Source organism: Tabrizicola sp. T74 (assembly GCF_057219935.1).
Genome location: NZ_JBXVVT010000002.1, coordinates 357,424 through 379,119 on the forward strand (window position 1 = coordinate 357,424; position 21,696 = coordinate 379,119).

Consider the following 21,696-nt stretch of genomic DNA (forward strand, 5'->3'; position numbering starts at 1 on the left):
TTTCATTTCCCAAGCACGTGCCGCGCGCGCAGCGCAGATCAGAAGGATTCGGCGTTCAGGCCGATCGTGGCAGCCCCAAGGACTTGCCCGGTCACCGGGTCGGTGACGGTGTAGGACACCTGCACCTGATAGGTTTGCGTGGACTCATCGAACTCCACTTCCGAGACGTGCAACGCGTCCGGACCCAGGACGTAGGTCAGCTGGTACTTGTCTTCGTCGCCCTGCCAGTAATCCGAGGTGACGTCGCTGACGGCAACGTTCAGCCCTTGCGCATCCATCAGGATGACTTCGGTCACTTTCCCGCCCGACGCGGCGACATAGTCGCGCAGCATCGCCGAGGCGGCGTTGTCGACTACGCCCTTGATCAGCGCGCCGTCCTTGCCAACTTCAGCCTTCCACTTTTCGTCAAGGGCCTGGATGTCATCCGGGGTCAACGCGATGTTGGCGGCATTCGCGGCATTGATCGCATTGATGATGACCGGGTCAGACAGCCTGCTGCGCGCCTCGGTGTTGACGAAGGCTGTCATGCTGTCTTCAAGCGCGTCGGCCGACACAAGGGTGGGCGTGATGCACGCCAGAACGAGAAGATACAGGGCTTTCACTGCTGCCTCCGAAGCGATGGGAAGGGTCGACTTGAAGCAGCATTCGCAGACAATCCTTAATGATCTCATTCCGGATCTGGCGATTTGGCAGTCCGATTGACCTTTCCACGCCGTGCGGAGATCACCTTTTTTGTATGTTTTTCAAAACCTAACCTGCACCCCGACGGAGTTTCCGTAAAATTGCTTCATGATTGTTCCGGCCTATGTGGCCTCGTCCTGTTCCTGGATCTGGCCGGGACGACCCCTTAGCTTGCTGCCAGTCTTTCAAGAAGCTTGCAGTATGCGGTCTGGCCGGTCCGGAAGTTCGACAGGCGGAAGAACTCGTTCGGGGCGTGGAGATTCTCGTCGTTCATTCCGAAGGCGAAGACCGTGGCGTGGACCCCGAGTTCGTTCAGAAGCATGGACATGACGGGGATCGAGCCGCCGGTCCGCGTGACGTAGGGCGTCTTTCCGTAAACCTCGGTCAGGACCCGGGCCGCCGCCGTGCTGGCATTGTGGCCGGGCGGGACAAGGAAGGGGTCGGCGCTGCCGGGCAGGCGCTTGACGCTGACGCGCAGGCCCTTGGGGCAGGAGGCCTCGATATGGGCGCGCAGAAGGTCGAAGATCGCATCGGGCTTCTGATTGGCGACAAGGCGGCAGGTGATCTTGGCATGGGCCTCGGCGGGCAGGACCGTCTTGATCCCGCTGCCCTGCCAGCCGCCCCAGATGCCGTTCATATCTAGCGTGGGCCGACCCCAGAGCCGTTCGCGGGTGGTGTAGCCTTCCTCGCCAAAGGTGTCTGGGACGCCGAGTTCGGCGACATAGGCGGCCTCGTCGAAAGGGATGCGGGCGAAGGCGGCGCGGTCCTCGACGGTCAGGTCGATGACGTCGTCGTAGAAGCCCGGCACGGTGATCTTGCCGTTCGGGGCCTTCATCGAGGCGATGATCTGCGCCAGACCCTGGATCGGGTTGGCGATGCCCCCGCCCTGCTGGCCAGAGTGCTGGTCGCCCTTCGCTCCACTGACCGTGATCTCCGCCGCCACAAGGCCCTTGAGGCCGGTGATCAGGTTCGGCTGATCCTCGCCCCACTGGCTACCGTCGGCGGAGAAGATCATGTCGGCTTTCAGAAGTGCGCCGTTCGCCTTTATGAACGGCGGCAGGTGGGGGGAGCCGATCTCCTCTTGCCCCTCGAAGAACATCTTCACGTTGACGGGCAGGCGCCCATTTGTCTTCAGCATCGCCTCGACCGACAGGATCGGGATCAGCATTCCCCCCTTGTCGTCCGAAGCGCCCCGTCCCCAGACCTTGTTGTCGCGCACCTGCGGTTCGAACGGCGGGGTTTCCCACAGGTCGAAGGGCTCGGCCGGTTGAACGTCGAAATGGCCGTAGATGAGGATCGTGGGCTTGCCCGGCGCGTGCAGCCAGTCGGCGTAGACGACCGGGTGGCCGTCCGTGGGCATCATGCGGACGTTCTCCATACCCGCCGCCTGCAGGCGACGGACGACCCATTCGCCCGCAGCTACCACGTCGGGGATATGCGCGGGCGCGGCCGAGACCGAGGGGATGCGGACGAAGTCGATGAGTTCATCCACGAAGCGCGCCTGATGCGCGTCGAGGTAGTCGGACCAGTCCATCATGTTTCCTTTCAGGCCGCGGGCATGCGGGTTTCGACGAGTTCCGCCCAGTAGGAGGCGCCGTAGGGGATCGCGTCGTCGTTGAAGTTGTATTCGGGATGGTGGACTTCCGCCGTGTCGCCGTTGCCGACCTGGATATAGGCGCCGGGGACGGCCTGAAGCATGTAGGCGAAATCCTCGCCGCCCATGATGGCGGGGCAGTTCGCGTCTACCGACCCCGCGCCGCCGATCCTTTCGGCGACCTTGGCGGCGAATTCGGTTTCGTGGTCGGCGTTGACCATCGCGGGGTAGCCCGGTTTCCACTCGATCTCCACCGACCCGCCGAAGCCCGCCACGGTGCCTTCGACCAGCGCGCGGAAGCGTTCCTCGGCGAGCTTCCGGATGCCCGCGTCGAATGTCCGCACCGTGCCGCGCAGTTCGACGCGTTCGGGGATGACGTTCCAGGCCTCGGACTCGGTCTTCATCGAGGTGACGGAGACCACGATAGACTCCAAGGGATCGGAGTTGCGCGAGACGATGGTCTGCAGCGCCATGACGGTCTGGCAGGCCATGACGGTGGTGTCGACGGTCCGGTGCGGATAGGCGGCGTGGCCGCCCTTGCCGCGCAAATGGACGGTGAAGTTGTCGGTCGCGGCATAGAATGGGCCGGGCTTGATCGAGAACTGGCCGACGGGCAGGCCGGGGGAGTTGTGCATCCCGTAGACCTCCTTGATCCCGAAGCGAGTGATAAGGCCGTCCTTGACCATCGCCTCGCCCCCCGCGCCGCCTTCCTCAGCGGGCTGGAAGATCACGGCGACCTTTCCGTCGAAGTTGCGGGTTTCGCAGAGGTATTTGGCGGCGCCGAGGAGCATCGCGGTGTGCCCGTCATGGCCGCAGGCGTGCATCTTGCCGGGAGTCCTGGAGGCGTAGGGAAGGTTCGTGGCCTCCAGGATCGGCAGCGCGTCCATGTCGGCGCGGAGGCCCACGACATGGCCGTGCGTGTCGGTCTTGCCCTTGATCACGCCGACGACCCCGGTGCGGCCGATGCCGGTCACGACCTCGTCGCAGCCGAATTCGCGCAGGCGGTCGGCGACCGTGGCGGCGGTGCGGTGGACGTCGTACATCAGCTCCGGGTTTTCGTGCAGGTCCCGCCGCCAGGCGGTGATCTCGGCCTGCATCTCGGCCAGACGGTTCTTGATCGGCATGTCTTCCTCCCTAGTCCTGCAGGACGAAGTGGCCGTGGGCCACTTCGGTATAGACCGATGGGGCGGGCTGGTGCCCCAGCGGAAAGATCGGCGACTTGATCGGCTTGAAGGCCAGATCCTCGGCAAAGCGGCGCTTCGCGGGGTCGGCGATAGGGACCGCCGAGAGCAGCTGCCGGGTGTAGCTGTGGGTGGGGTTGTCGAAGATCGCCGCGCGGGGGCCGATTTCGACGATCCGGCCCAGATACATCACCCCCACCTGATGCGCGATGCGTTCGACGACGGCCATGTCGTGGGAGATGAAGAGGTAGGAGAGGCCAAGGTCCTCCTGCAGCTCCATCATCAGGTTCAGGACCTGCGCCTGGACCGAGACGTCGAGGGCGGAGACGGCCTCGTCCGCGACGATAAGCTTTGGGTTCACGGCCAGCGCGCGGGCGATGGCGACGCGCTGTCTTTGGCCGCCGGAAAGCTCATGCGGGAAGCGGTTCATGAAGGTGCGGGGAAGGTGGACGCGGTCGAAAAGCTGTTCGACGCGGGCCTTGAGTTCGGTGCCGGAAGCGAGGCCGAAGTTGACGATGGGTTCGGCCACCTGGTCCTTGAGGCGGCGGTAGGGGTTGAGGCTGGCGAAGGGGTCCTGGAAGACCATCTGCATGTCGGCCCGTGCGCGGCGCAGGTCGTGGGGGTTGAGCGCGCCGATGTCGCGGCCGCCGATCCAGACCTCGCCGCTGGTGGGCCTCACCAGACGAAGGATTGACCGGCCGCAGGAGGACTTGCCGCAACCGGATTCGCCCACCAGTGCGAGCGTCTCGCCGACATTGAGCGTGAAGCTGACGTCTTCGACCGCGTGGACTTGGGCCGTTGTGCGGCGCAGGATGCCGCCCTTGACCGGGAAACGGGTGGTGAGGTGCTTGACCTCCAGCAGGACCTCGGGCTTCCGCGTCTTGGCAGGGCGCGGGGGCGTTGCTTCGTCGCCGATCAAGCGCATCCGTTCGGGGGCGGCCTTGCCCTTCATCTCGCCAAGTTTCGGGACGGCTGCGAGGAGGGCCTTGGTGTAATCCTCCTTCGGGGCGGTGAAGATCTGGTCGACCGTCCCCGTCTCCACGATCTTGCCGCGATACATCACGACCACGCGGTCGGCCATCTGGGCGACGACCGCCATGTCGTGCGTTATGAACAGGACCGCCATCCCGTTCTCGCGCTTCAGGCGGTTGATGAGGGCGAGGATTTCCGCCTGGATCGTCACGTCAAGCGCGGTGGTGGGTTCGTCGGCGATCAGAAGCTTCGGTTCGCAGGCCATCGCCATCGCGATCACCACGCGCTGGCGCATCCCGCCGGAAAGCTCGTGCGGGTACTGCTTCAACCGGCGTTCGGGTTCGGGGATGCGGACGCTTTTCAGAAGCTCCAGCGCGCGGGCGGAGGCCTGGGCCTGGCTCAGGCCCTTGTGCAGCATGAGGCCGTCGGTCAGCTGGCGTTCGATGGTGAAGACCGGGTTCAGGGCCGTCATCGGCTCCTGGAAGATCATCCCAATTTCGTTGCCGCGGACCTCGCCCATCACGGCGGGGGAGGCGGCGGCGACGTCAAGCTCGGTGCCGTCCTCGCGGCGGAAGCGGAGTTGTCCCGCGGCGATGGTGCCCCCGCCGAATTCCACCAGCCGCATCAACGAAAGGGAGGTCACGGATTTCCCTGACCCGCTTTCACCCACGACGCAGACGGTCTCGCCAGGGGCGATGGTGAAGGACACATCCTCCACCCCCACGACTGGGCCGCTGTCGGTGGCGAATTCGACCCGCAGGTGATCGACCGAAACGATGTCCTTCATCGCCGCCCCCTATTTCGACTTCGGGTCAAGGATGTCGCGCAGGACATCGCCGAACATGTTGAGGCCCAGGACCGTCAGCGCCACCGCCGCCCCCGGCACAAGCGCAGTCCAGGGCGCCACGTCCAGCTGGTCGCGGCTGGCCTGGATCATCAGACCCCAACTTGCGGCGGGGGGCTGGGTTCCGAGGCCGAGGAAGGACAGCCCGGCTTCGGCCAGGATCGCGAAGGCAAGGCTGATGGTGGCCTGTACGATCACGGCCGGCAGGATGTTCGGCAGCACGTGGCGCAGCATGATCATCCCGTCGGTCGTGCCCGAGGCGCGGGCGGCCTCGACATAGGGCATCTGCGCGACCTTCAGCGCCTCGCCCCGGATGATGCGGGCAAGGTAGGGGGTGAAGGCGACGCCGATTGCGATGATGGTGTTCTGGACGTTGGGGCCAAGGACCGCGCTGATGGTGAGCGCCAGGAGGAGGGCCGGGAAGGCCAGCAGCGTGTCGACAAGGCGCATCAGCACGTTGTCGATCCAGCCGCCGAAATAGCCCGAGACGAGGCCGAGGGGGAGGCCGAGGACGATGCTCATCAGGACGGCGGACACGGCGATCTCCAGCGAGGTCCGGGCACCGAGTATGACGCGGTAGAGCATGTCGCGGCCCAGCTGGTCGGTCCCCAGAAGGTGGTTCCAGGTCGGCGGCGAGCGGCGGGCGAGCATGTCCATCTTGGTCGCCGCATCGGGCGGAAGGATCATCGGGCCAAGGATGGCGACAAGGGCGATCAGCGTGAGAAGAACGATGCCGATCAGGCCCTTGGTGGTCTTGAAGCGCTTCATCCCCCTCACCCCAGCTTCACACGCGGGTCGATCAGGACGTAGAGGAGATCGACGAGGAGGTTGGTGATCATCACCACGGCGGCGATGACGACGACGGTGGCCTGGATCAGCGGCAGATCGCGGTTCAGAAGCGCCTGATAGGTCAACCAGCCCATGCCGGTATAGCCGAAGAGGCTTTCCATCACGATGATCGACCCGAAGAGGTAGCCGATCTGCAAGCCCGCGATGGTGATGACCGGCCCGATCGCATTGGCCAGCGCATAACGCCAGATGACGGTGCGCTCGGTCAGGCCCTTGGCGCGGGCCACCCGGATGAACTCTTGTCCCAGGATGCCGGTCATCGTGGACCGCGTCATCCGTGTCAGATGCGCCATGAGGCCAAGGCCGAGGGCGAGGGACGGTAGGAAGGCGTAGCGGAGGGCACCCAGGAAATCCTCGGATGGCTCGACGATCCCTGAGGACGGGAACCAGCCCAGCCAGCGCGCGAAGACGAGGATCATCACGATCCCCCAAAAGAAATCAGGCAGCGACACGCCCATCAGCGAGGCTGAAGAGCTTACGGTATCCTGCCACTTGTCACGGTGGACGGCGGCCCAGACGCCCAGCGGCACGGCCAGGGCAAGGGCGATGGTCATCGACATCACGACGATGATCGCCGAGGCCACGGCCTTCTGCACCAGAAGCTCGGCAATGGGTTTCTTGAAGATAAGCGAATTCCCCAGGTCCCCGGTCAAGAGCCCGCCGATCCAGCGCCCGTATTGGACGATGAGCGGGTCGTTCAGGCCCAGCGACTGGCGCAGGCCCTCCAGCGCGGCTTCGTTCGACTGGGTGCCCATGATCATCATCGCCACGTCGCCGGGCAGGATGTTAGTGACGGCGAAGGTCACCAGCGTGATCAGGAACAGCGTCAGGATCACCGACAGAAGCCGGTTGAGGACATAGGTCATGGCGATGCACCCAAGGGGGGACCGGCGGGCCGGGCGTCGGCCCGCCGGAAAGGCGTCAGGCCGAGAGCCAGACCTTGTGGAAGTTCAGGTTCGACCCGTTCGGATGGACCACAGTATCCAGTCCCATCACCTTGGGCTGCGCCCCGATGGTGCCGTTGCGGAACCACAGAAGGATATCGTGCGCCTCGTCGAAGATCTGCTTCTGCACGGCCTTGTAGACCTCGGCCCGGGCGGCGTCGTCCACCGTGACGCGGGCCTTTTCCGTCAGCTCGTCGATCACGGGGTCCGAGATCATGCGGTAGTTGAACGCACCCTTCGAGTTCCAGACCGAGTAATACAGGAAGTCGCTTTCCCAGAGCGTGAAGAAGTTCATCATCGTCATCTGGTAGTCCTTGTCGACCCAGCACTGCGACAGCCAGTCGGCCCATGTCAGCTGCTCGATGGTCAGGTTGACGCCCGCCATCTTGAACCATTCGACCAGGATCTGCGCGGTCTCGATGTGGTAGGGGTAGTTCGTCGTGGCCTTGAAGACGATGTTCAGGCTGCCTTCGGGATAGCCCGCCTCGGCCAGCATCGCCTTCGCCCCTTCGATATCCTGCGGGCGCTGGACCAGGTCCTTGTTGTAGGCGGCATCGGTCGGGAAGCTGGGCGAGGCGGTCGTCGCCCCCTGGCCCCAGAGCGCGCCCTGCATCAGCGCTTCCTTGTCGATGATCATGTCGAAGGCCACGCGGACGCGCTTGTCCTTGAAGGGCTCGAAGGTGTGGTTCATGTTGATGAAGTCGAAGTTCAGCGGGAACCACTTCTTCACCTGCAGCCCCGCATCGCCTTCGATTTCCCCCACACGGTCCAGCGGGATGTCGTTGATCATGTGCAATTCGCCGGTGCGAAGACCGGTCAGGCGGGTGGTCGGCTCGGTGATCTCGCGCGCTTCCACGGCGTCAAGGTAGGCGGGGCCGTCCCAGTAGTCGTCGAAGCGGGACATTTTGACGACAGTACCGACCTCGTAGCTGTCGAACTTGAACGGACCGGCGCCCATCGGGTTGGTGCCCTGCGTCGGGCCACTGTCCACCGGCATGATGACGCCCGCGCCGTTCTCGGCCAGACGCGACAGGAAGGGCGCGTTCACCGCGCTCATCTTGATCACGACGGTCAGGTCGTCGGGCGTCTCGATTGCGGCCACGTTGTTGAACACCTCGAAGTTCACCGCGCCGGTGGCCGGGTCCTTGCAGCGTTCGAAGGAATACTTCACGTCGGCCGAGGTCATCGTCGCACCGTTGTGGAACTTCACGTTCGGGCGCAGCTTGAAGGTGTAGGTCAGCCCATCCTCGGCCACTTCGAAGCTTTCGGCCAGGCCGGGGATGACCTTGAGGTTCGCGTCCACCGTGACGATGGACGAATGGATGTTCTGCAGGACGCGGCCCGACGATGCGGTACCGGTCTGGTGCATGTCCAGATTCTGCGTCGTCTCGGAATGGCCCCAGATCAGCGTGCCGCCCGAAACCGGCGTGTCCTGGGCCAGCGCGGGCAGAGCGAAGCCGCCCATGAGCACGCTGCCACCCATCACCGCCGTCGAGTTCAGAAGGAATTCCCTGCGCTTCATGTCGTTTCCCTGTTGGTTGGCCGCGGGTGCGGACTTTGGTTAAGGGCCGGTTCCACGGCCCCGTTTTCGTCTGCCCGCATGGACTGCGGGTCGTTGGTTCACTCCGGCAATCCGGGCCGTATCCCTGCCACGTCCAGTGCTGCTTCCAGCGCCATGCCAAGGCGCAGGATCGGTCCCTCGTCGAACAGCCGTCCCCAAAGCGAGATGCCCTGCGGCACGGTGTAAGTCTTGCCCCCTGCGGCCTCGCCAGTGGTCAGCTTGCCTGACGCGAGCGAGGCGGGGCTTCGGGTTCCCAAGTCCTCGAAGCCAGCCCGCAGATGCAGGCAGGGGTGTCCGGTGAAGTTCGACGCGATCAGCATCGGCCCGGTCATGAAAGGTCCGATCAGCACGTCGACTTGGCCGAAAAGGCCGTCCAGCGCCTGCATCACCAGGTACCGCAGGCGGTCCAGCTGCACGTGGTCCACGGCGGACAGGAAGCGCGCTTTGCGCATGGCGTTGGGCCAGGCGGCCGCGTCCTGCCAGGTCAGCGTGTCGTCCTGGTTGGTGAGGGTCAGGTCCTCGAAACTTGCGGCAGCCTCGGCAAAAAGGATGTTCATCAGCGCACCGTAGGGCAGGTCGGGAAGGCTGGTCTCGACCACTTTCACGCCCAGCTTGCGCATGGCGGCAAGGGCGGCATGGTCCACCGTCGTGGCACCTTCGCCAAAGGCCTCGGGCAGGTAGCCGACGGTCAGCCGGCTGTAATCGGCCCCGGCATCGAAGACGAAGGGCGCCGCGACTGTCGAGCGGTCGGCGGGGTCCGCCCCGTTGAGCGCGGCAAGGACGATCGCCGTATCCTCCACCGACCGGCAGATGGGGCCGACCTTGTCGAGCGAGTTGCACAGCGCCATGCCCCCGGCCCGGCTGACCCGCCCAAATGTGGGGCGCAGGCCCGTCGTGCCGCAACGCTGGCTGGGCGAGGTGATCGAACCCAGCGTCTCGGTTCCGATGGCAAAGGCGCAAAGCCCCGCCGCCGTCGCACTGGCCGATCCGGCAGAAGAGCCCGAGGAGCCTTCGTTCAGGTTCCACGGGTTCCGGGTCACCCCGCCGTACCAGATGTCGTTGTAGGCCAAGGCACCCACCGTGGTCTTGCCCAGAAGCACCGCGCCCGCCGCGCGCAGCTTTTTCACGATGGTCGCGTCGCTGTCCGCGATGCGGTCGCGGAACGGCTCGGCCCCCCAGCCGGTGATCGTGCCCTTGGCGTCAAAGAGGTCCTTCAGCCCATAGGGGATGCCGTGCAAGGGGCCAAGGTTGACCCCGCCACGGGTCAGGGCATCCGCCGCATCAGCCTCGGCCAGCGCAAGGTCCGGCGTCACCTGGGCCCAGCATTCCAGCTTTGGGTCCAGCGCGTCGATCCGGTCCAGGTAGATCTGGGTCAGACGGCGGCTGGTGAGCAGGCCGGACTTGATCCAGGCGGACAGGTGGGTGACAGGGGCAAAGGCGATGTCTTCGTCCGCTTTGGGCAGCGGAGCGGTGACGGGCGATAGTCGCAGCGCGTCCGCCCCATGCGGCATGGCGAATTCCGGCAAGCGCGGATCGAAGCGCATCGCCATTGGGACATGGTTCGCCAACGGCACAGCACGCCGCGCGACAGCCGAGGCAATCTGGCCTTCAAGGTTGTCCAGCATCAACTGGCGTTCGGCGGGCGTATACTCCACCCCCATCAGCCGTTCGGCGGCCACAATCGTCTCGACAGTGATCTGGGTCACTTTGGGCCTCCGTCCGGGGAAAGGATGCGGTTCAGGTTGTCGGCGAGGATCGTCAGATGCTTGCGCATCGCGGCTTCGGCTCCGGGGGCGTCCCCGGCCTCGATCCGGGTGATGATCTCGACATGTTCGTCGTTGCGGTCCTGCAGCGACCGCATTGAGCGCGCCTTCTGCCGGACACCCCGCCATTCCGGGTTGCCCCGAATTTCGTCGATCATCGAGAAGGCGGTGAGGAGCGGCTTGTTGCGCGCCGTCCGTGCGATCAGCCGGTGCAGCGCTCCGTCCCACAACTCGATGGAATCGGGGTCGCTAGCCTGCACGATCCGCGTGGCAAGGTTTCGCATCCGGTCGATGTCCGTCGGCATGGCGTGGCGCGCCGCCATCGCCGCCAGGACCGGCTCGATGCAAAGGCGCGCCTCCATCACCTCCGCGACATTGGTTTCGCCCACGATCTCGGCCGCGAGAAGCTGGGTCTTGTCGGGGGGTTGTCCGGCGAAAGTGCCCTTGCCCTGCTTGCGCCAGATCAGCCCCTCGGCCAGCAGACTTTCAAGTGCCGTGCGCACCGCCCGCCGCCCGATGCCCATGCTGTCCGACAGGTCCCGTTCGGTTGGAAGCCGTCCGTCTGCTGGAAGCCCTCCGCTCTCGATCATCGCCAAGAGGCGCGCCCGCACCACATTGGCGCTGTCGGTCACGACCGGATTGCGGCGGGGTGTCGGCATCGGTGAACCAATCCTGACTTGGTTCACCGATGAGGGATTTCCTGCCTGATTCTGTCAACTGCATTCCGGCGCGGATAGAGCGGGTGACCGAAGGCTTTGCATACGAATATGCAGTTGCCGCGAAAGCAGGCAGCAGTGAAACGCGAAGGCAGGGCCACGGCGTCCTGCCCCCGTTTTGCGCACCAAGTCTGGATTGATGAGCGGCATCGCCAAGGTCTGGCCCGCCAGGGTAGCTCGAAAAGTCGACTTCCTCGTTGATATCGTCGGACAGGCGTTGGCGGGCCTGCACGCAGGCATGGCCGACATCGGCGAGGGCCAGAAGCCGTTCTCGACTTGTCGGATTCGTATGCTAAGGGAGCGCGCCGTACGTTGCAGCATATCCGGCCGCAGCCGGATCTCGGGAACGCTTTCGCTGGAACAAGTGGCGGAGCAGATCATCGGACGGCCCCTGTTCTACCGCGCCCCTTGCAGCCTGATGCTGACCGAGGTCGCCTCAGTCTATCTTCCGCACCTGCAGCGAGCACTGGCGCAGATCGACGTGGCGATGGGGCAGGTGCAGACGGTCCAGCACCGCAAGGAAATGACGATCGCCTGCCCGGCGAGCCTGACCACCACCTGGCTGCGCGGGCGGCTGGTCGCCTACCGAGAAGAGAACCTGGAAGTCGAAGTGACCGACCACGCGACGATCTAGGCAGAGACCATCGAACAGATCGTCGACCTCAGGATCATTCCCCGCCACGTCAGCCAGGCGCTTGTCGGCCAGAGCCTGGGTGAGGAGCTTCTGGTCGTGGTCGGCCGCCCCGACTTCCTGACCGGCCCCGACGCCATTCGTACGCCCGTCACCACGGGATCCTCGACCTGCCGCTGGTTCAGGGGCGCAAGACCGACAGCTCGAACGTCGCGCTGGAGATGGCTATTGCCGGCCTTGGCTGTGTGGTCACTCTGGCCTCACTAGCCAAGGTCCATAGCAAGCGTGGATCGCTGGTGGATCACTTTCCGGGGAAGATCACCAGCCGATGGGGATGTGACCTTCGGCCGGAGGACCTCAGCCCGACGCAGGCCGGCGAAAGACTGATGCAGTTCCTACTGCAGCTCGGTAGCCCGCAAACCAGTTCGCGGGCTTGATGCGGCGGGGACTTTGGGAATGGACGCACCCTAGAGGGTCAGCACTGATCACTCTGGTTGAGGCTGCAGTTCCTGCGTAATTCAAGCTCCCTAGCAGACGGGAGTGATTTTGAGCAGCCTGTTCTGGCTGACGGACGCGCGGGTGGAGCAGCTGAGGGCGTTCATCCACAGGAGACGGTGCAAGCCGAGAGTCGATGACAGATGGGTGCTAACAGGAATTGTCTTCATGATTGCAGGACAGGTCACCGACCGTCACCACGATGCCGAATGGTTTCGGGCGGCGCTGAAGAACAAGGGGATATGCCACTGCATTCCCGCGCGAAGGTCGCGCTGCAAAACCGTCCACCACTGACGCAATGTCAGTTCTCTTCCGGGATGCCAAAAGGCCAATCCGACCTTAGTTATCTGTGACCAGGATTGTCCCTTTTCGAGTGCGCAAACCTTAGCAACAGATGGTCCGCCATCAGACCCATGAAGGCGACCGCCAGGCCAAGGACCAGACCTTTGCCGACATCCGTTGAGGACAGCGCGCGCTGCATCTCTTGCCCCAGGTCCTGCGTGCCGATGAAGGCCGCGATGATGACCATGAAGAGAGCGAACATGATCGACTGGTTGGCACCCACGACCAGCGTCGGGATTGCAAGAGGAAGCTTTACGTGGCGCAGCAGCTGGCCTTGGCTTGCCCCGGACATCTGCGCAGACTCCACGATTTCGGGCGGGATCATCCGCAGGCCCTCGATCGTGTAGCGGACTATGGGGACGGTGGCGAAAACCATGACGGCGGCAACGACGGCTACGTCATTCACGCCGAACAGCATGACAACCGGGATCAGGTAGATGAAGCTGGGGAAGGTCTGGGCGGTGTCGCAGACCAGAAGGAAACGGCGTGCCCGCGTCTCGTTCGCGGCACCCAGAAGACCCAGCGGGACGCCGATCACGATGGCAAGGGTGACCGAGACGAAGACCGTATAGGCGGTAATCATGGCCCGGTCCCACCAGCCCGACAGCGCGATGGGCAGCGCGAAGGCGAGGCAGACAAGCGCCGAGCGCAGCCCCCCGATCCGCCAGCCGACACCCGCCAGCGCAAGGAGGACGGCCGAGGTCGGCAGCCACAGGAAGGCATCGCGCAGCGGGATCAGGACCCAGGTGATGAGGAACCAGCGCAGCCATTCGGTCACCGGGTCGATCAGGTCGATGAACCCGCCGACGACGGCGTCGATGGGGGCGGCCATGCTGAGCGCCTGTTTCCGTTCGACCTCGGCAAAGTAGGGGTGTGCCCAGGCCGCGAGGAAGCCGAGGGCCACCAGGCCTAGCCAGATCACCATCAGGCGATGGCGTTGCAGCCAGGGGCCGTCCACATGCTCGGGCTGCTTCATGGCCCAGGCCTTGGACATCCGATCCAGTACGATAGCCAGAAGGACGATGGTGATGCCGATCTCGACCGAAAGGCCGATCTTCAGCGCCTGGAGGAGTTGCAACAGCTTCTGCCCCAACCCCGGCATGCCAATGAAGCTGGCCAGCACCACCATGGCAAGGCTTTGCATGATGACCTGGTTCACGCCGATCAGGATCTCGGTCCGCGCGGCGGGCAGGCGGACGCGCGTCATCAGCTGCCAGCGGGTGGTGCCGCTCATCTTGCCGCTTTCGATGATTTCCGGCGACACGGCCCGCAGGCCGACCAGCGTCATCCGGATCATCGGCGGGACCGAGAAGATGATGGTGACGATGGCCCCCGCCTTGGGGCCGACACCGATGAAGACCACGACCGGGATCATGTAGGCGAAATGCGGCAGCGACTGCGCGATGTTGAGGATGGGGTTCAGGATGCTTTCGGCCAGCCGTGACCGCCAGGCGAGGATGCCCATGAGAAGCCCCAGCAGAACCGAGAACGGTACCGCCACGACGATGACCGACAGCGTCTCCATCGCCCATTTCCACTGGCCCATGACGGCGATCCAGACGAAGGTCCCCGCCCCCAGCGCCGCCAGCCGCCAACCTCCCAAGGCATAGCCCGCCATCCCGGCGGTCGCAGCGATCACCACCCAGGGGATCGGCCCGACGTTCGGCCAACGCGACTTGCCGTAAAGAAGGTTCGCCGTGACATCGAGGCAGAACTCCACCACGTCGGAAAAGGCGCGGGTGAAGGCCATCAGACCCAGGTCGTCTTGGGCGAAGGTGAAGACCGCGTTGATCCAGTCGGCGAAGGGCAGGACCATGCCCTCGGGCAGACGCACAAGCCCTGCGGGCAGGACGCCGCGGAAGACGACCAGCACCAGCCCGGCCAGAAGGATCGCGGTGGCGATGCGTTTCTGGTCAAGTCGGAGTGGAGGGTTCGGAAGCGTTGCCGTCATCATGCCGCCGGTCCGAGAATGAGGTCGAGCGCCGCCTTGCGGTCCAGAAGCCCGGCGATCCGGCCCTGGTCCGCCAGCGGGATCAGTGCGCGGCTGTCGCCCACGATGCGGCGGGCAAGCGCATGCAGGGTTTCGCGCGCCGGAAGCGGTTCGCCTTCAACCGCGCGGCCCTCGACCGGCAGGGCAAGCGCACCCGCATGGATCACCCGCGCGCGGTCGATGCTTTCGGTGAACTTGGCGACATAGGGCGTGGCGGGGGCCATGACGATGCGGTCGGGCGTGTCGATCTGCTCGACTGCGCCGTCCTTCATGATCGCGATGCGGTCGGCCAGGCGCAAAGCTTCGTCGAAGTCGTGGGTGATGAAGACGATGGTCTTCTGCAGCATTCCTTTCAGGCGCAGAAACTCGTCCTGCATCTCGCGCCGGATCAGGGGATCGAGCGCGCTGAAGGGTTCGTCCAGGAACCAGATGTCAGGCTCAACCGCCAGGCTGCGCGCGATGCCCACACGCTGCTGCTGGCCGCCTGACAACTCGCGCGGGAAATAGCCTTCGCGGCCCTTCAGTCCCACCAGCGCCAGCATCTCGCGCGCCCGTTGGATGCGCGAAGGCCGGTCCTGCCCACGCATTTCCAGCGGGAAGGCCACGTTCTCCAGCGCTGTGCGGTGGGGCAGAAGGCCAAAGCTCTGGAACACCATGCCCATCTTCTTGCGGCGTAGCTCGATCAGCTCGGCCTCGGACAGCTTGCCGATATCACGCCCCTCGACCTCGACCGTGCCTGCCGTGATGTCCAGTAGCCGCGCCAGGCAGCGCACCAGCGTCGACTTGCCCGACCCCGACAGCCCCATCACGACCAGCATCTCTCCGCGACGGATGTCCAACGAGACGTCGCGCACGGCGGCAATGTGATTTGTCGCCCGAAGTTCCTCTGCCGTAGTCGTGGGCACCAACCGCAGCCGTTCAGGGTGGTCGCCGAACACCTTCCACACGTTCCGACAGGAAATGACGGTGTCGCTTGCGGTCATGCGGGCCTCCGATACAAAGGGCCACCCGGGGGGAATGAGCCCCGGGTGGCAAGGTGGTTCACCCGAAACGGGTGCCGGAGATCATTCGGTCCAGGGCTTCCAGACCGCCTCGTTCGCTTCCAGCCAGGCGGTCGCGGCATCCTCGGGTTCCATCCCGTCAATGTCGACCAGCTTGGCCATCTCGGCGATCTGGGCGTTGGTGAAGTTCACCTTCTGCAGCGTGGCATAGGCCTTGGGCCACTTGTCCTTCATTCCATCCCACGCGGCGATCTTAAGGTAGCCATCCGCCGGGTTGCCGCAGTCGAATACCTTGTCCGGGATCGGGCCTTTGGCCGGGTCGACGTCGCAGCCGTCTTCCCATTCGGGGAAGTTTACAAATTCGCCCGGCCAGACGGCCTCGGCGAAGTTCGGGGTCCAGTTGAACAGGACGATCGGCGTCTTGTCCTTTTCGGCCGCCGCGATCTCGGCCCAAAGCGCAGCTGCGGAGCCTGCGTTCACAACGACGAAGTTCATCCCCAGCGCTTCGACCTTTTCCTGGTCATGCTTCAACCAGTCCACCGGCCCGCCCAGGAAGCGGCCCTTGTCACCGGTTTCCGGAGTGGCGAACAGCGCGGCACAGTCGTTCAGGGCTTTCCAGTCCGGCAAGCCAGGGCAGGCCTCCTTGGTCCACATCGGATACCACCAGTCTTCGCGGGTGATGGCGGCGTGGGTGGTGACGTCATGAAGGCCGCCCTTGTCCAGCGCCGCACGGAACGACTTGCCGAAGGCACCTTCCCAGACCTCCAGCTCCAGCGTGGCATCGCCGAGGCGCACGGCCTCGTACACGGCCTGGCTGTCGGTCGAGACATACTCGACGGAATTGCCCATTCCTTCGAAGATCTGGCCGACCACGTTCGACATCACGATCTGGCTCGACCAGTTGTGGGTCGGGATGATGATCGGGTCGGACGAATCCTCGGCCAGTACGGGGGCGGCCAAGGCGAAGGTCGCCGCGCCAATCAGCAGTCTGGTCAATGTCTGCATGGTTTTCGATCCCTGTTCATGTCGCGCCATCTCCGGCGCCGACGTTTCCCCGGAAAGTCGATCGCTTTCCTGAGAGGCAAGGTTATGCACCGGATGTGAACACGTCAGACCCAAGCCATGAACGGGCTGGAGAATGTTGTTACAAAATGTTAACAAGATCCCGCCGCCTTCGGGGAGTCGCATGACCTCTGCCGCCCATATCGTCGTGATCGAGGACGATCCGGTGACCCGCACCGCGCTAACCGGCTATCTGGAGGGATTCGGCTACCGCATCACCGCATGTGCCGGGGCCGAGGCGGCGGAAAGAGTCTTGGCGCAGGACAACCCAGATCTTCTGATCGTGGACATCAACCTGTCCGGAAAGGACGGGCTGGAAATCACCCGCGAACAGCGGGCGCGGTCTGAAATCGGAATCATCCTGCTGTCAGGCCGCACAGACGACGTGGACCGGATCGTGGGTCTGGAGCTTGGTGCCGACGACTACGTCTGCAAGCCCTTCAATCGTCGTGAGCTTCTAGCGCGGGTCAAGAACCTTTTGCGGCGGACGGCGGCGATGCGGCAGCTGTCGCGTCGCGTGGTTCACTTCGCAGGCTTCACCTTCGATACCGCCGCCCGCCATGTGACTGCCGACAACGGTGCGGCGGTCCAGCTGACCCGCGCAGAATACGAGCTGTTGCGGACCTTCGTCCTGAACCCCGGGATCGTCCTGTCCCGCGACAGGCTCTTGGCCAGCATCACCCACCGGCACGGCGACTCGGGGTCACGTACGGTTGACGTGATGCTAAAGCGCCTGAGGTCCAAGTTCGGCGACGACCCAAAACAGCCGCGCATCTTCGGCACCTCGCATGGCGAGGGCTATGTTTTCACTGCGCCGCTGTCCTGAGGGCGTCCTGATCCGCCAGAATCTGCAACGATCGGGTCAGCTCGCGTTCAGCCGCGGAGGCTGCAATCATTAGGCGATCGACCGCCGCAGGGTCCGACTGCCGGTCCAAGGACGCTAGGGTCTCGACAAGTTCCAGCAGGGAAAAGTTGCCCACGGCCCCCTTCAACTGATGCGCGCGGCGATCCACCTCCGTGTGATCGCCGGATCGCAGCGCGGCCGCCAGTTCCTGTACCTCGGGCCCAAGGCGCGCCAGCATCAGCGCCACCAGCTCGTGCGTTGCCTTCGGGCCAAGGTCAGCCAGCGTCTCGCGCACCGCCCAGGGCACCTGCGCACCGCACAACCGCTGCAGCGCCCCGGCCAGCGCCTCGGGCGACAGAGGCTTTGCCACGATCTCGTCCATCCCGGCCGCCCGACATGCCGCCAGATCGGCTGGCTGGGCATGGGCCGATACCCCGATGACCGGCAGCGCCGCCAGTCCTGGCAACCCGCGCAGCCGCCGCGTCGTCTCGATCCCCGAGATGCCGGGCAGGTTCACGTCCATCAGGACGGCGTCGAACCCACCCGCCGCCACCATATCCAATGCCGCCTCGCCCGTTTCGGCAATCACGGCGCGGTGGCCCAAGGCCGAAAGAAAGCCCGCCGCGACCTCCTGGTTCACCGGATGATCCTCGACCACCAGCACAGTCAGCGCGGGCAAGGGGCCGGTCCCTTGGGCGGGCGTGTCCTGCAGCGCCGCACCCCGGGTAAAGGGTAGGTGTAGCGTAAACGTCGCCCCCCTGCCCTTTTCGCTTGCCACGGCCAGCGCACCGCCCATCAACCCGGCCAGACGGCGGCTGATCGACAGGCCGAGGCCGGTTCCACCATGTGTTCTAGCCGTCTGCGGATCTTCCTGCTGGAACGCGTCGAAGATACGCTCTAGCGCCTCTGGCGCAATGCCGCGACCCGTGTCGCTGACAGTGAACTGCAGCAGAAGGGGGTCGGCATCGACCGGTCCTTGCACGTCTACAACAATGCGCACCTCGCCCCGGTCGGTGAACTTCACCGCGTTGGACACCAGGTTGAACAAAATCTGCCGCAGCTTTCCCATGTCGCCGCGCAGCGTCGGCAGAGGCATTTCGGGCATCCTTGTCACCAGCTGCAGGCCCTTCTCCTCGGCCATCGGCGCCATCAAAAGCGCGATGTCCCCCAAGGCCTCGGCAAGTTCGAAATCAACCGTCTCCCCGGCCGTCTGACCCTGGTCCAGCTTGGAGTAGTCCAGGATGCTGTTCAGAAGCCCCATCAATCCCTTGCCCGAAGCCAGTGCCGCATCAAGCCGCGCCACTTGCTCGGGCGTCAACCCCCCCCGAGGCAGGTTGCGCAACATGCCAAGGACCCCATTCATCGGGGTCCGGATTTCGTGGCTCATCATCGCCAGGAATTCCGATTTCGCACGATCCGCTGCCTCGGCCCGGTCGCGCGCCGCATCATGCGCGGCGACCTCTCCGCGCAGCGCCTCGGTCTGTTCGTCCACCAGCCCTTGCAATTCGCTGCGGTGGCGCCGCAGTTCTTCCAGGTGCCTCTCGCGTTCGGCCGCCAGTTCGCGGTTGGCAATGGCCTGCTGGCGGAAGACCTCGACCGCGCCCTCCATCCTTGCGATTTCGTCGGTTCCCGACGGTGTGATCCTGTCGCCAAGGGCTCCTTCGGCCAGGTCGGTCATCCGCAAGGACAAGAGGTCCAGCCGCCGGATCAGGTTGCCCCGAACATAGAACCACAGCACAGCCAGCGACATCCCCAACGCGACAAGCGCCGAAAAGGCATAAAGCCGTTGCGTCGCCAGGATCGCCTCTTCGGCCGATCGCCCGGCTGTCACCGCATTCGCCTCGATCCGGTCGGCGAGTGCCGAAGCCGCAGCCTCCAGCGACAGCGCGGCGCGGCGCAGTTCGGTTTCCGCCAGCGCGATCCGCTCGGTGACGTCCAGGACCTGGCCGGCCGTTTCGAAGATCGCATCGGTCTCGGGCGGAGGCGAGGGGGCGGCCCCGATCACCCGCAATAGTACGCGCACCCGATCTGCCCGACGCGGATCCTGCACCGAGTCAAGCCGCCGCGAGATCACCTTGGCCCGCGCCGCCAACTCGTCGCGCAGCACCTCAAGGTCCGCCTGCGATTGCACCCCCGCAACGCGGTTCAGCAAAAGACCCACCTCAGAGGCGTGCGAGCGCAGTTCGAACATCAAGCCCATCTGGAAGAGATCGACCTCGATCAGCTTGTCCAGCGTGGCAAGCCGGGTTTCGGGATCGGCGGTGTCGGTGCCGTCCATGCCGTAGAGGCTGGAAATGACGGCCGAAGTTCCCATTTCGGCATTGGCCACCAGCGTATCTGCGATTTCTGTCAGCTCCGCCGCCGCCGCCAGCCCTTCGCGCAGTTGTGCCTCGCGTCGGGCAATCAGGTTGATCCGCTGCCGCACCAGGCGATCGATGGCAGTCAGGGCATGGCGCAGGACCTCCTCGGCGCGCAGGGCGTTGGCCAGCGCATCATCCGGCATCCCTTCCTGCCGCTGCAGCCTTGCGCGCAACGCATCAGCCTGACCGAACAGGAACGCCGCCCGCTCGGCCCGTTGCGCCTCGTCGGCGACGGCCGCCAGTTCTGGCGCGACGGCGACCACGCGGCTCGTCTCTTCGGCCACGCCGCGCACTTCCGAAATCGCCGGGATCGCCTCGGTCACGACGCGGGACTGGTTCGCCGCTACACCCCTCAACTCGAACCAGCCAAGCACCCCGGTCGCGGCCGGAAATCCAGCGATCAGCACGATCGCCAGGAGAAGCCGTCCGCCAAGACTAGACTTGGTGCCGAAGTTCCGCAAGGCTTGCCCCGGATGCCACGTGATGCGGCACAGGCTATCACCTATTCCGCGAAAGGGGAGAGTGGATGCACAGGCTGCCTGGGATCGCGATTCTGGCCACCGTTCTTGGCGGTTCAGCCCAGGCCGAGACCTGGACCCTGGAAGCCCGTGCCGTCCCGTTCGACGATGCAAGCCCCGCCGTGCCGCTGAGCTATGCCGCGCTGGACCGGGCGGCGCGGCCCTGGCGGTTCTGCGTCCTTTATCCCCACCTTAAGGACGCCTACTGGCTGTCGGTGAACTACGGCATGGTCGAAGAAGCCCGTCGCCTGGGCGTCGCCTTCGACGTGTTCGAGGCCGGGGGCTACCCCAACCTGTCGCGGCAGATCGAGCAGTTGAAAGGCTGCGCCAGCGAGGAATTCGACGCAGTGATCCTGGGCGCGGTGTCCTATTCCGGCCTTACCGCCGAAGTCGAACGGATCGCCCGCCTGAAGCCGGTGATCGCAGCCGTGAACGACATCGATGACAGCGGAATCACCGCCAAGGCCAGCGTCCCCTGGGTCGAAATGGGCGCCGCCGCCGGACGCTACCTGGCCGAAAGCCACCCCAAGGGCGGCCCTCCGGTCGACGTCGCCTGGTTTCCCGGTCCGTACGGCGCGGGCTGGGTGACCTTCGTCGAGGCCGGGTTTCGAGCCGCTCTCGACGACAGTTCGGCCCGTATCGTCGTGACCCGTTTTGGCGATACCGGGACCGAAGAGCAGGTCCTGTTGGTCGAAGACGTGCTCGAAACGATGCCCGACATCGACTACCTTGTCGGCAGCGGACCGATGTCCGAGGCCGCGGTTCCGATCCTGCGGGCACGGGGGCTCGAGGGGAAGATCGGCGTCGTCTCGACCTATCTCAGCCATGCGGTTTACCGCGGCGTGGTGCGCGGTAGAATCCTAGCCGCGCCAACCGACTCGCCGGTCTTGCAGGGTCGGCTGTCCGTCGAGATGGCAGTTCGTTCGCTGGAGGACTCCCTTGCGACCCGTCATGCAGGACCGCCCGTCTGGACGGTGACCCCAGACAGCGTAGGCGTCGAAGTCATCAAGGAGTCGCTCGCCCCGGCAAGTTTTGTCCCGGTCTTCTCGATGGAGGCAAACATCGACTCTGGCGCAGGCCCTTGAGGACGCGCAAATCTCCAATCAAGAGTTGTTGGCCACCAGAAGCGATGTGTCGCAGTTCACACGCCGGAGCGGCTCTTGATCACCACCTGAGACGGGCGGCAGGGCGCCTTCCAGCAGCGCGGTCGCCCACATCTTGTTTGAGATCGTGCGGTGATTGATGACCTAGTGATGCAACAGACCAAAGCGTCTTTCGGTCTCAGCGCCGACTGGGCGACCTCTTGCCAGATCAACGTCCCGCGAAGCACATCAATGGCTGCGCTCCA

The 21,696-nt window shown here is 64.8% G+C and carries 16 protein-coding genes and 1 pseudogene; 4 read left to right on the forward strand and 13 right to left on the reverse strand.

All coding sequences use genetic code 11. From position 1 onward, the window contains the following. Window positions 1-38 precede the first annotated feature (38 nt). The 9 genes from AC2EAL_RS08465 to AC2EAL_RS08505 form a co-directional block, all read right to left on the reverse strand. Window positions 39-602, reverse strand: coding sequence for a hypothetical protein (locus AC2EAL_RS08465; RefSeq protein WP_484723757.1), 564 nt, complete (start codon window positions 600-602; stop codon window positions 39-41). A 245-nt stretch (window positions 603-847) separates the two neighbouring features. Continuing rightward, window positions 848-2,215: a dipeptidase gene (locus AC2EAL_RS08470; protein ID WP_484723758.1), complete on the reverse strand. Its 1,368-nt coding sequence runs from the start codon at window positions 2,213-2,215 to the stop codon at window positions 848-850. 11 nt (window positions 2,216-2,226) lie between these two features. Further along, window positions 2,227-3,399 carry a M20 aminoacylase family protein gene (locus AC2EAL_RS08475; protein ID WP_484723759.1) on the reverse strand — a complete coding sequence of 391 codons (1,173 nt, stop codon included), beginning with the start codon at window positions 3,397-3,399 and terminating at the stop codon, window positions 2,227-2,229. Window positions 3,400-3,409: 10 nt separating this feature from the next. Beyond that, complete coding sequence (locus AC2EAL_RS08480) at window positions 3,410-5,215, reverse strand: ABC transporter ATP-binding protein (protein WP_484723760.1); 1,806 nt, start codon at window positions 5,213-5,215, stop codon at window positions 3,410-3,412. A 9-nt stretch (window positions 5,216-5,224) separates the two neighbouring features. Next, complete coding sequence (locus AC2EAL_RS08485) at window positions 5,225-6,040, reverse strand: ABC transporter permease (RefSeq protein ID WP_484723761.1); 816 nt, start codon at window positions 6,038-6,040, stop codon at window positions 5,225-5,227. A 5-nt stretch (window positions 6,041-6,045) separates the two neighbouring features. Then, window positions 6,046-6,987, reverse strand: coding sequence for an ABC transporter permease (locus tag AC2EAL_RS08490; RefSeq protein ID WP_484723762.1), 942 nt, complete (start codon window positions 6,985-6,987; stop codon window positions 6,046-6,048). A gap of 55 nt (window positions 6,988-7,042) precedes the next feature. Then, window positions 7,043-8,587, reverse strand: a complete 1,545-nt coding sequence (locus AC2EAL_RS08495; RefSeq protein ID WP_484723763.1) for an ABC transporter substrate-binding protein — start codon at window positions 8,585-8,587, stop codon at window positions 7,043-7,045. Window positions 8,588-8,685: 98 nt separating this feature from the next. Continuing rightward, on the reverse strand, window positions 8,686-10,332 hold the full coding sequence (locus AC2EAL_RS08500) for an amidase (RefSeq protein WP_484723764.1): 1,647 nt from the start codon (window positions 10,330-10,332) through the stop codon (window positions 8,686-8,688). After that, the gene (locus AC2EAL_RS08505; protein WP_484723765.1) at window positions 10,329-11,048 is read right to left on the reverse strand and encodes a FadR/GntR family transcriptional regulator; all 720 of its coding nucleotides are present in this window, start codon (window positions 11,046-11,048) and stop codon (window positions 10,329-10,331) included. Before AC2EAL_RS08505 ends, AC2EAL_RS08500 begins: the two co-directional genes overlap by 4 nt. Before the next feature lie 196 nt (window positions 11,049-11,244). Between AC2EAL_RS08505 and AC2EAL_RS08510 the strand changes: the two genes are divergently transcribed. Both AC2EAL_RS08510 and AC2EAL_RS08515 read left to right on the forward strand, forming a co-directional pair. Next, window positions 11,245-11,739, forward strand: coding sequence for a hypothetical protein (locus tag AC2EAL_RS08510; RefSeq protein WP_484723766.1), 495 nt, complete (start codon window positions 11,245-11,247; stop codon window positions 11,737-11,739). Window positions 11,740-12,282: 543 nt separating this feature from the next. After that, a pseudogene (locus AC2EAL_RS08515) lies at window positions 12,283-12,402 on the forward strand (IS5/IS1182 family transposase); the annotation flags it as partial. Between the two features lie 172 nt (window positions 12,403-12,574). On the opposite strand, the gene AC2EAL_RS08520 reads toward AC2EAL_RS08515, so the two are convergent. The 3 genes from AC2EAL_RS08520 to AC2EAL_RS08530 all read right to left on the reverse strand — a co-directional run bounded on the left by AC2EAL_RS08520 (window position 12,575) and on the right by AC2EAL_RS08530 (window position 16,569). Beyond that, window positions 12,575-14,527, reverse strand: coding sequence for an ABC transporter permease (locus AC2EAL_RS08520; protein WP_484723767.1), 1,953 nt, complete (start codon window positions 14,525-14,527; stop codon window positions 12,575-12,577). Continuing rightward, entirely contained in the window at window positions 14,524-15,546 is a 1,023-nt protein-coding gene (locus AC2EAL_RS08525; RefSeq protein WP_484723768.1) for a quaternary amine ABC transporter ATP-binding protein, read from the reverse strand. Before AC2EAL_RS08525 ends, AC2EAL_RS08520 begins: the two co-directional genes overlap by 4 nt. 81 nt (window positions 15,547-15,627) lie before the next feature. Then, window positions 15,628-16,569 carry an ABC transporter substrate-binding protein gene (locus AC2EAL_RS08530; RefSeq protein ID WP_484723769.1) on the reverse strand — a complete coding sequence of 314 codons (942 nt, stop codon included), beginning with the start codon at window positions 16,567-16,569 and terminating at the stop codon, window positions 15,628-15,630. A 181-nt stretch (window positions 16,570-16,750) separates the two neighbouring features. Here AC2EAL_RS08530 and AC2EAL_RS08535 point away from each other — a divergent pair, with 181 nt between their 5' ends. After that, the gene (locus AC2EAL_RS08535) at window positions 16,751-17,452 is read left to right on the forward strand and encodes a response regulator (RefSeq protein ID WP_484723770.1); all 702 of its coding nucleotides are present in this window, start codon (window positions 16,751-16,753) and stop codon (window positions 17,450-17,452) included. Here the strand turns inward: AC2EAL_RS08535 and AC2EAL_RS08540 are convergent. Next, window positions 17,433-20,291: an ATP-binding protein gene (locus AC2EAL_RS08540; protein ID WP_484723771.1), complete on the reverse strand. Its 2,859-nt coding sequence runs from the start codon at window positions 20,289-20,291 to the stop codon at window positions 17,433-17,435. The two genes, AC2EAL_RS08535 and AC2EAL_RS08540, sit on opposite strands and share 20 nt — an antisense overlap. 65 nt (window positions 20,292-20,356) lie before the next feature. Between AC2EAL_RS08540 and torT the strand changes: the two genes are divergently transcribed. Beyond that, window positions 20,357-21,433, forward strand: a complete 1,077-nt coding sequence (gene torT / locus AC2EAL_RS08545; protein WP_484723772.1) for a TMAO reductase system periplasmic protein TorT — start codon at window positions 20,357-20,359, stop codon at window positions 21,431-21,433. The last annotated feature ends 263 nt before the right edge of the window (window positions 21,434-21,696 follow it).

Bases quoted from the DNA above. Each gene is read 5' to 3' on its own strand.
- AC2EAL_RS08490 (WP_484723762.1), bottom strand. From the start codon at position 6,987: ATGACCTATGTCCTCAACCGGCTTCTGTCGGTGATCCTGACGCTGTTC.
- AC2EAL_RS08530 (WP_484723769.1), bottom strand. From the start codon at position 16,569: ATGCAGACATTGACCAGACTGCTGATTGGCGCGGCGACCTTCGCCTTG.
- AC2EAL_RS08505 (WP_484723765.1), bottom strand. From the start codon at position 11,048: ATGCCGACACCCCGCCGCAATCCGGTCGTGACCGACAGCGCCAATGTG.
- AC2EAL_RS08480 (WP_484723760.1), bottom strand. From the start codon at position 5,215: ATGAAGGACATCGTTTCGGTCGATCACCTGCGGGTCGAATTCGCCACC.
- AC2EAL_RS08510 (WP_484723766.1), top strand. From the start codon at position 11,245: ATGAGCGGCATCGCCAAGGTCTGGCCCGCCAGGGTAGCTCGAAAAGTC.
- AC2EAL_RS08520 (WP_484723767.1), bottom strand. From the start codon at position 14,527: ATGATGACGGCAACGCTTCCGAACCCTCCACTCCGACTTGACCAGAAA.
- AC2EAL_RS08470 (WP_484723758.1), bottom strand. From the start codon at position 2,215: ATGGACTGGTCCGACTACCTCGACGCGCATCAGGCGCGCTTCGTGGAT.
- AC2EAL_RS08485 (WP_484723761.1), bottom strand. From the start codon at position 6,040: ATGAAGCGCTTCAAGACCACCAAGGGCCTGATCGGCATCGTTCTTCTC.
- AC2EAL_RS08535 (WP_484723770.1), top strand. From the start codon at position 16,751: ATGACCTCTGCCGCCCATATCGTCGTGATCGAGGACGATCCGGTGACC.
- AC2EAL_RS08475 (WP_484723759.1), bottom strand. From the start codon at position 3,399: ATGCCGATCAAGAACCGTCTGGCCGAGATGCAGGCCGAGATCACCGCC.
- AC2EAL_RS08525 (WP_484723768.1), bottom strand. From the start codon at position 15,546: ATGACCGCAAGCGACACCGTCATTTCCTGTCGGAACGTGTGGAAGGTG.
- torT (WP_484723772.1), top strand. From the start codon at position 20,357: ATGCACAGGCTGCCTGGGATCGCGATTCTGGCCACCGTTCTTGGCGGT.
- AC2EAL_RS08495 (WP_484723763.1), bottom strand. From the start codon at position 8,587: ATGAAGCGCAGGGAATTCCTTCTGAACTCGACGGCGGTGATGGGTGGC.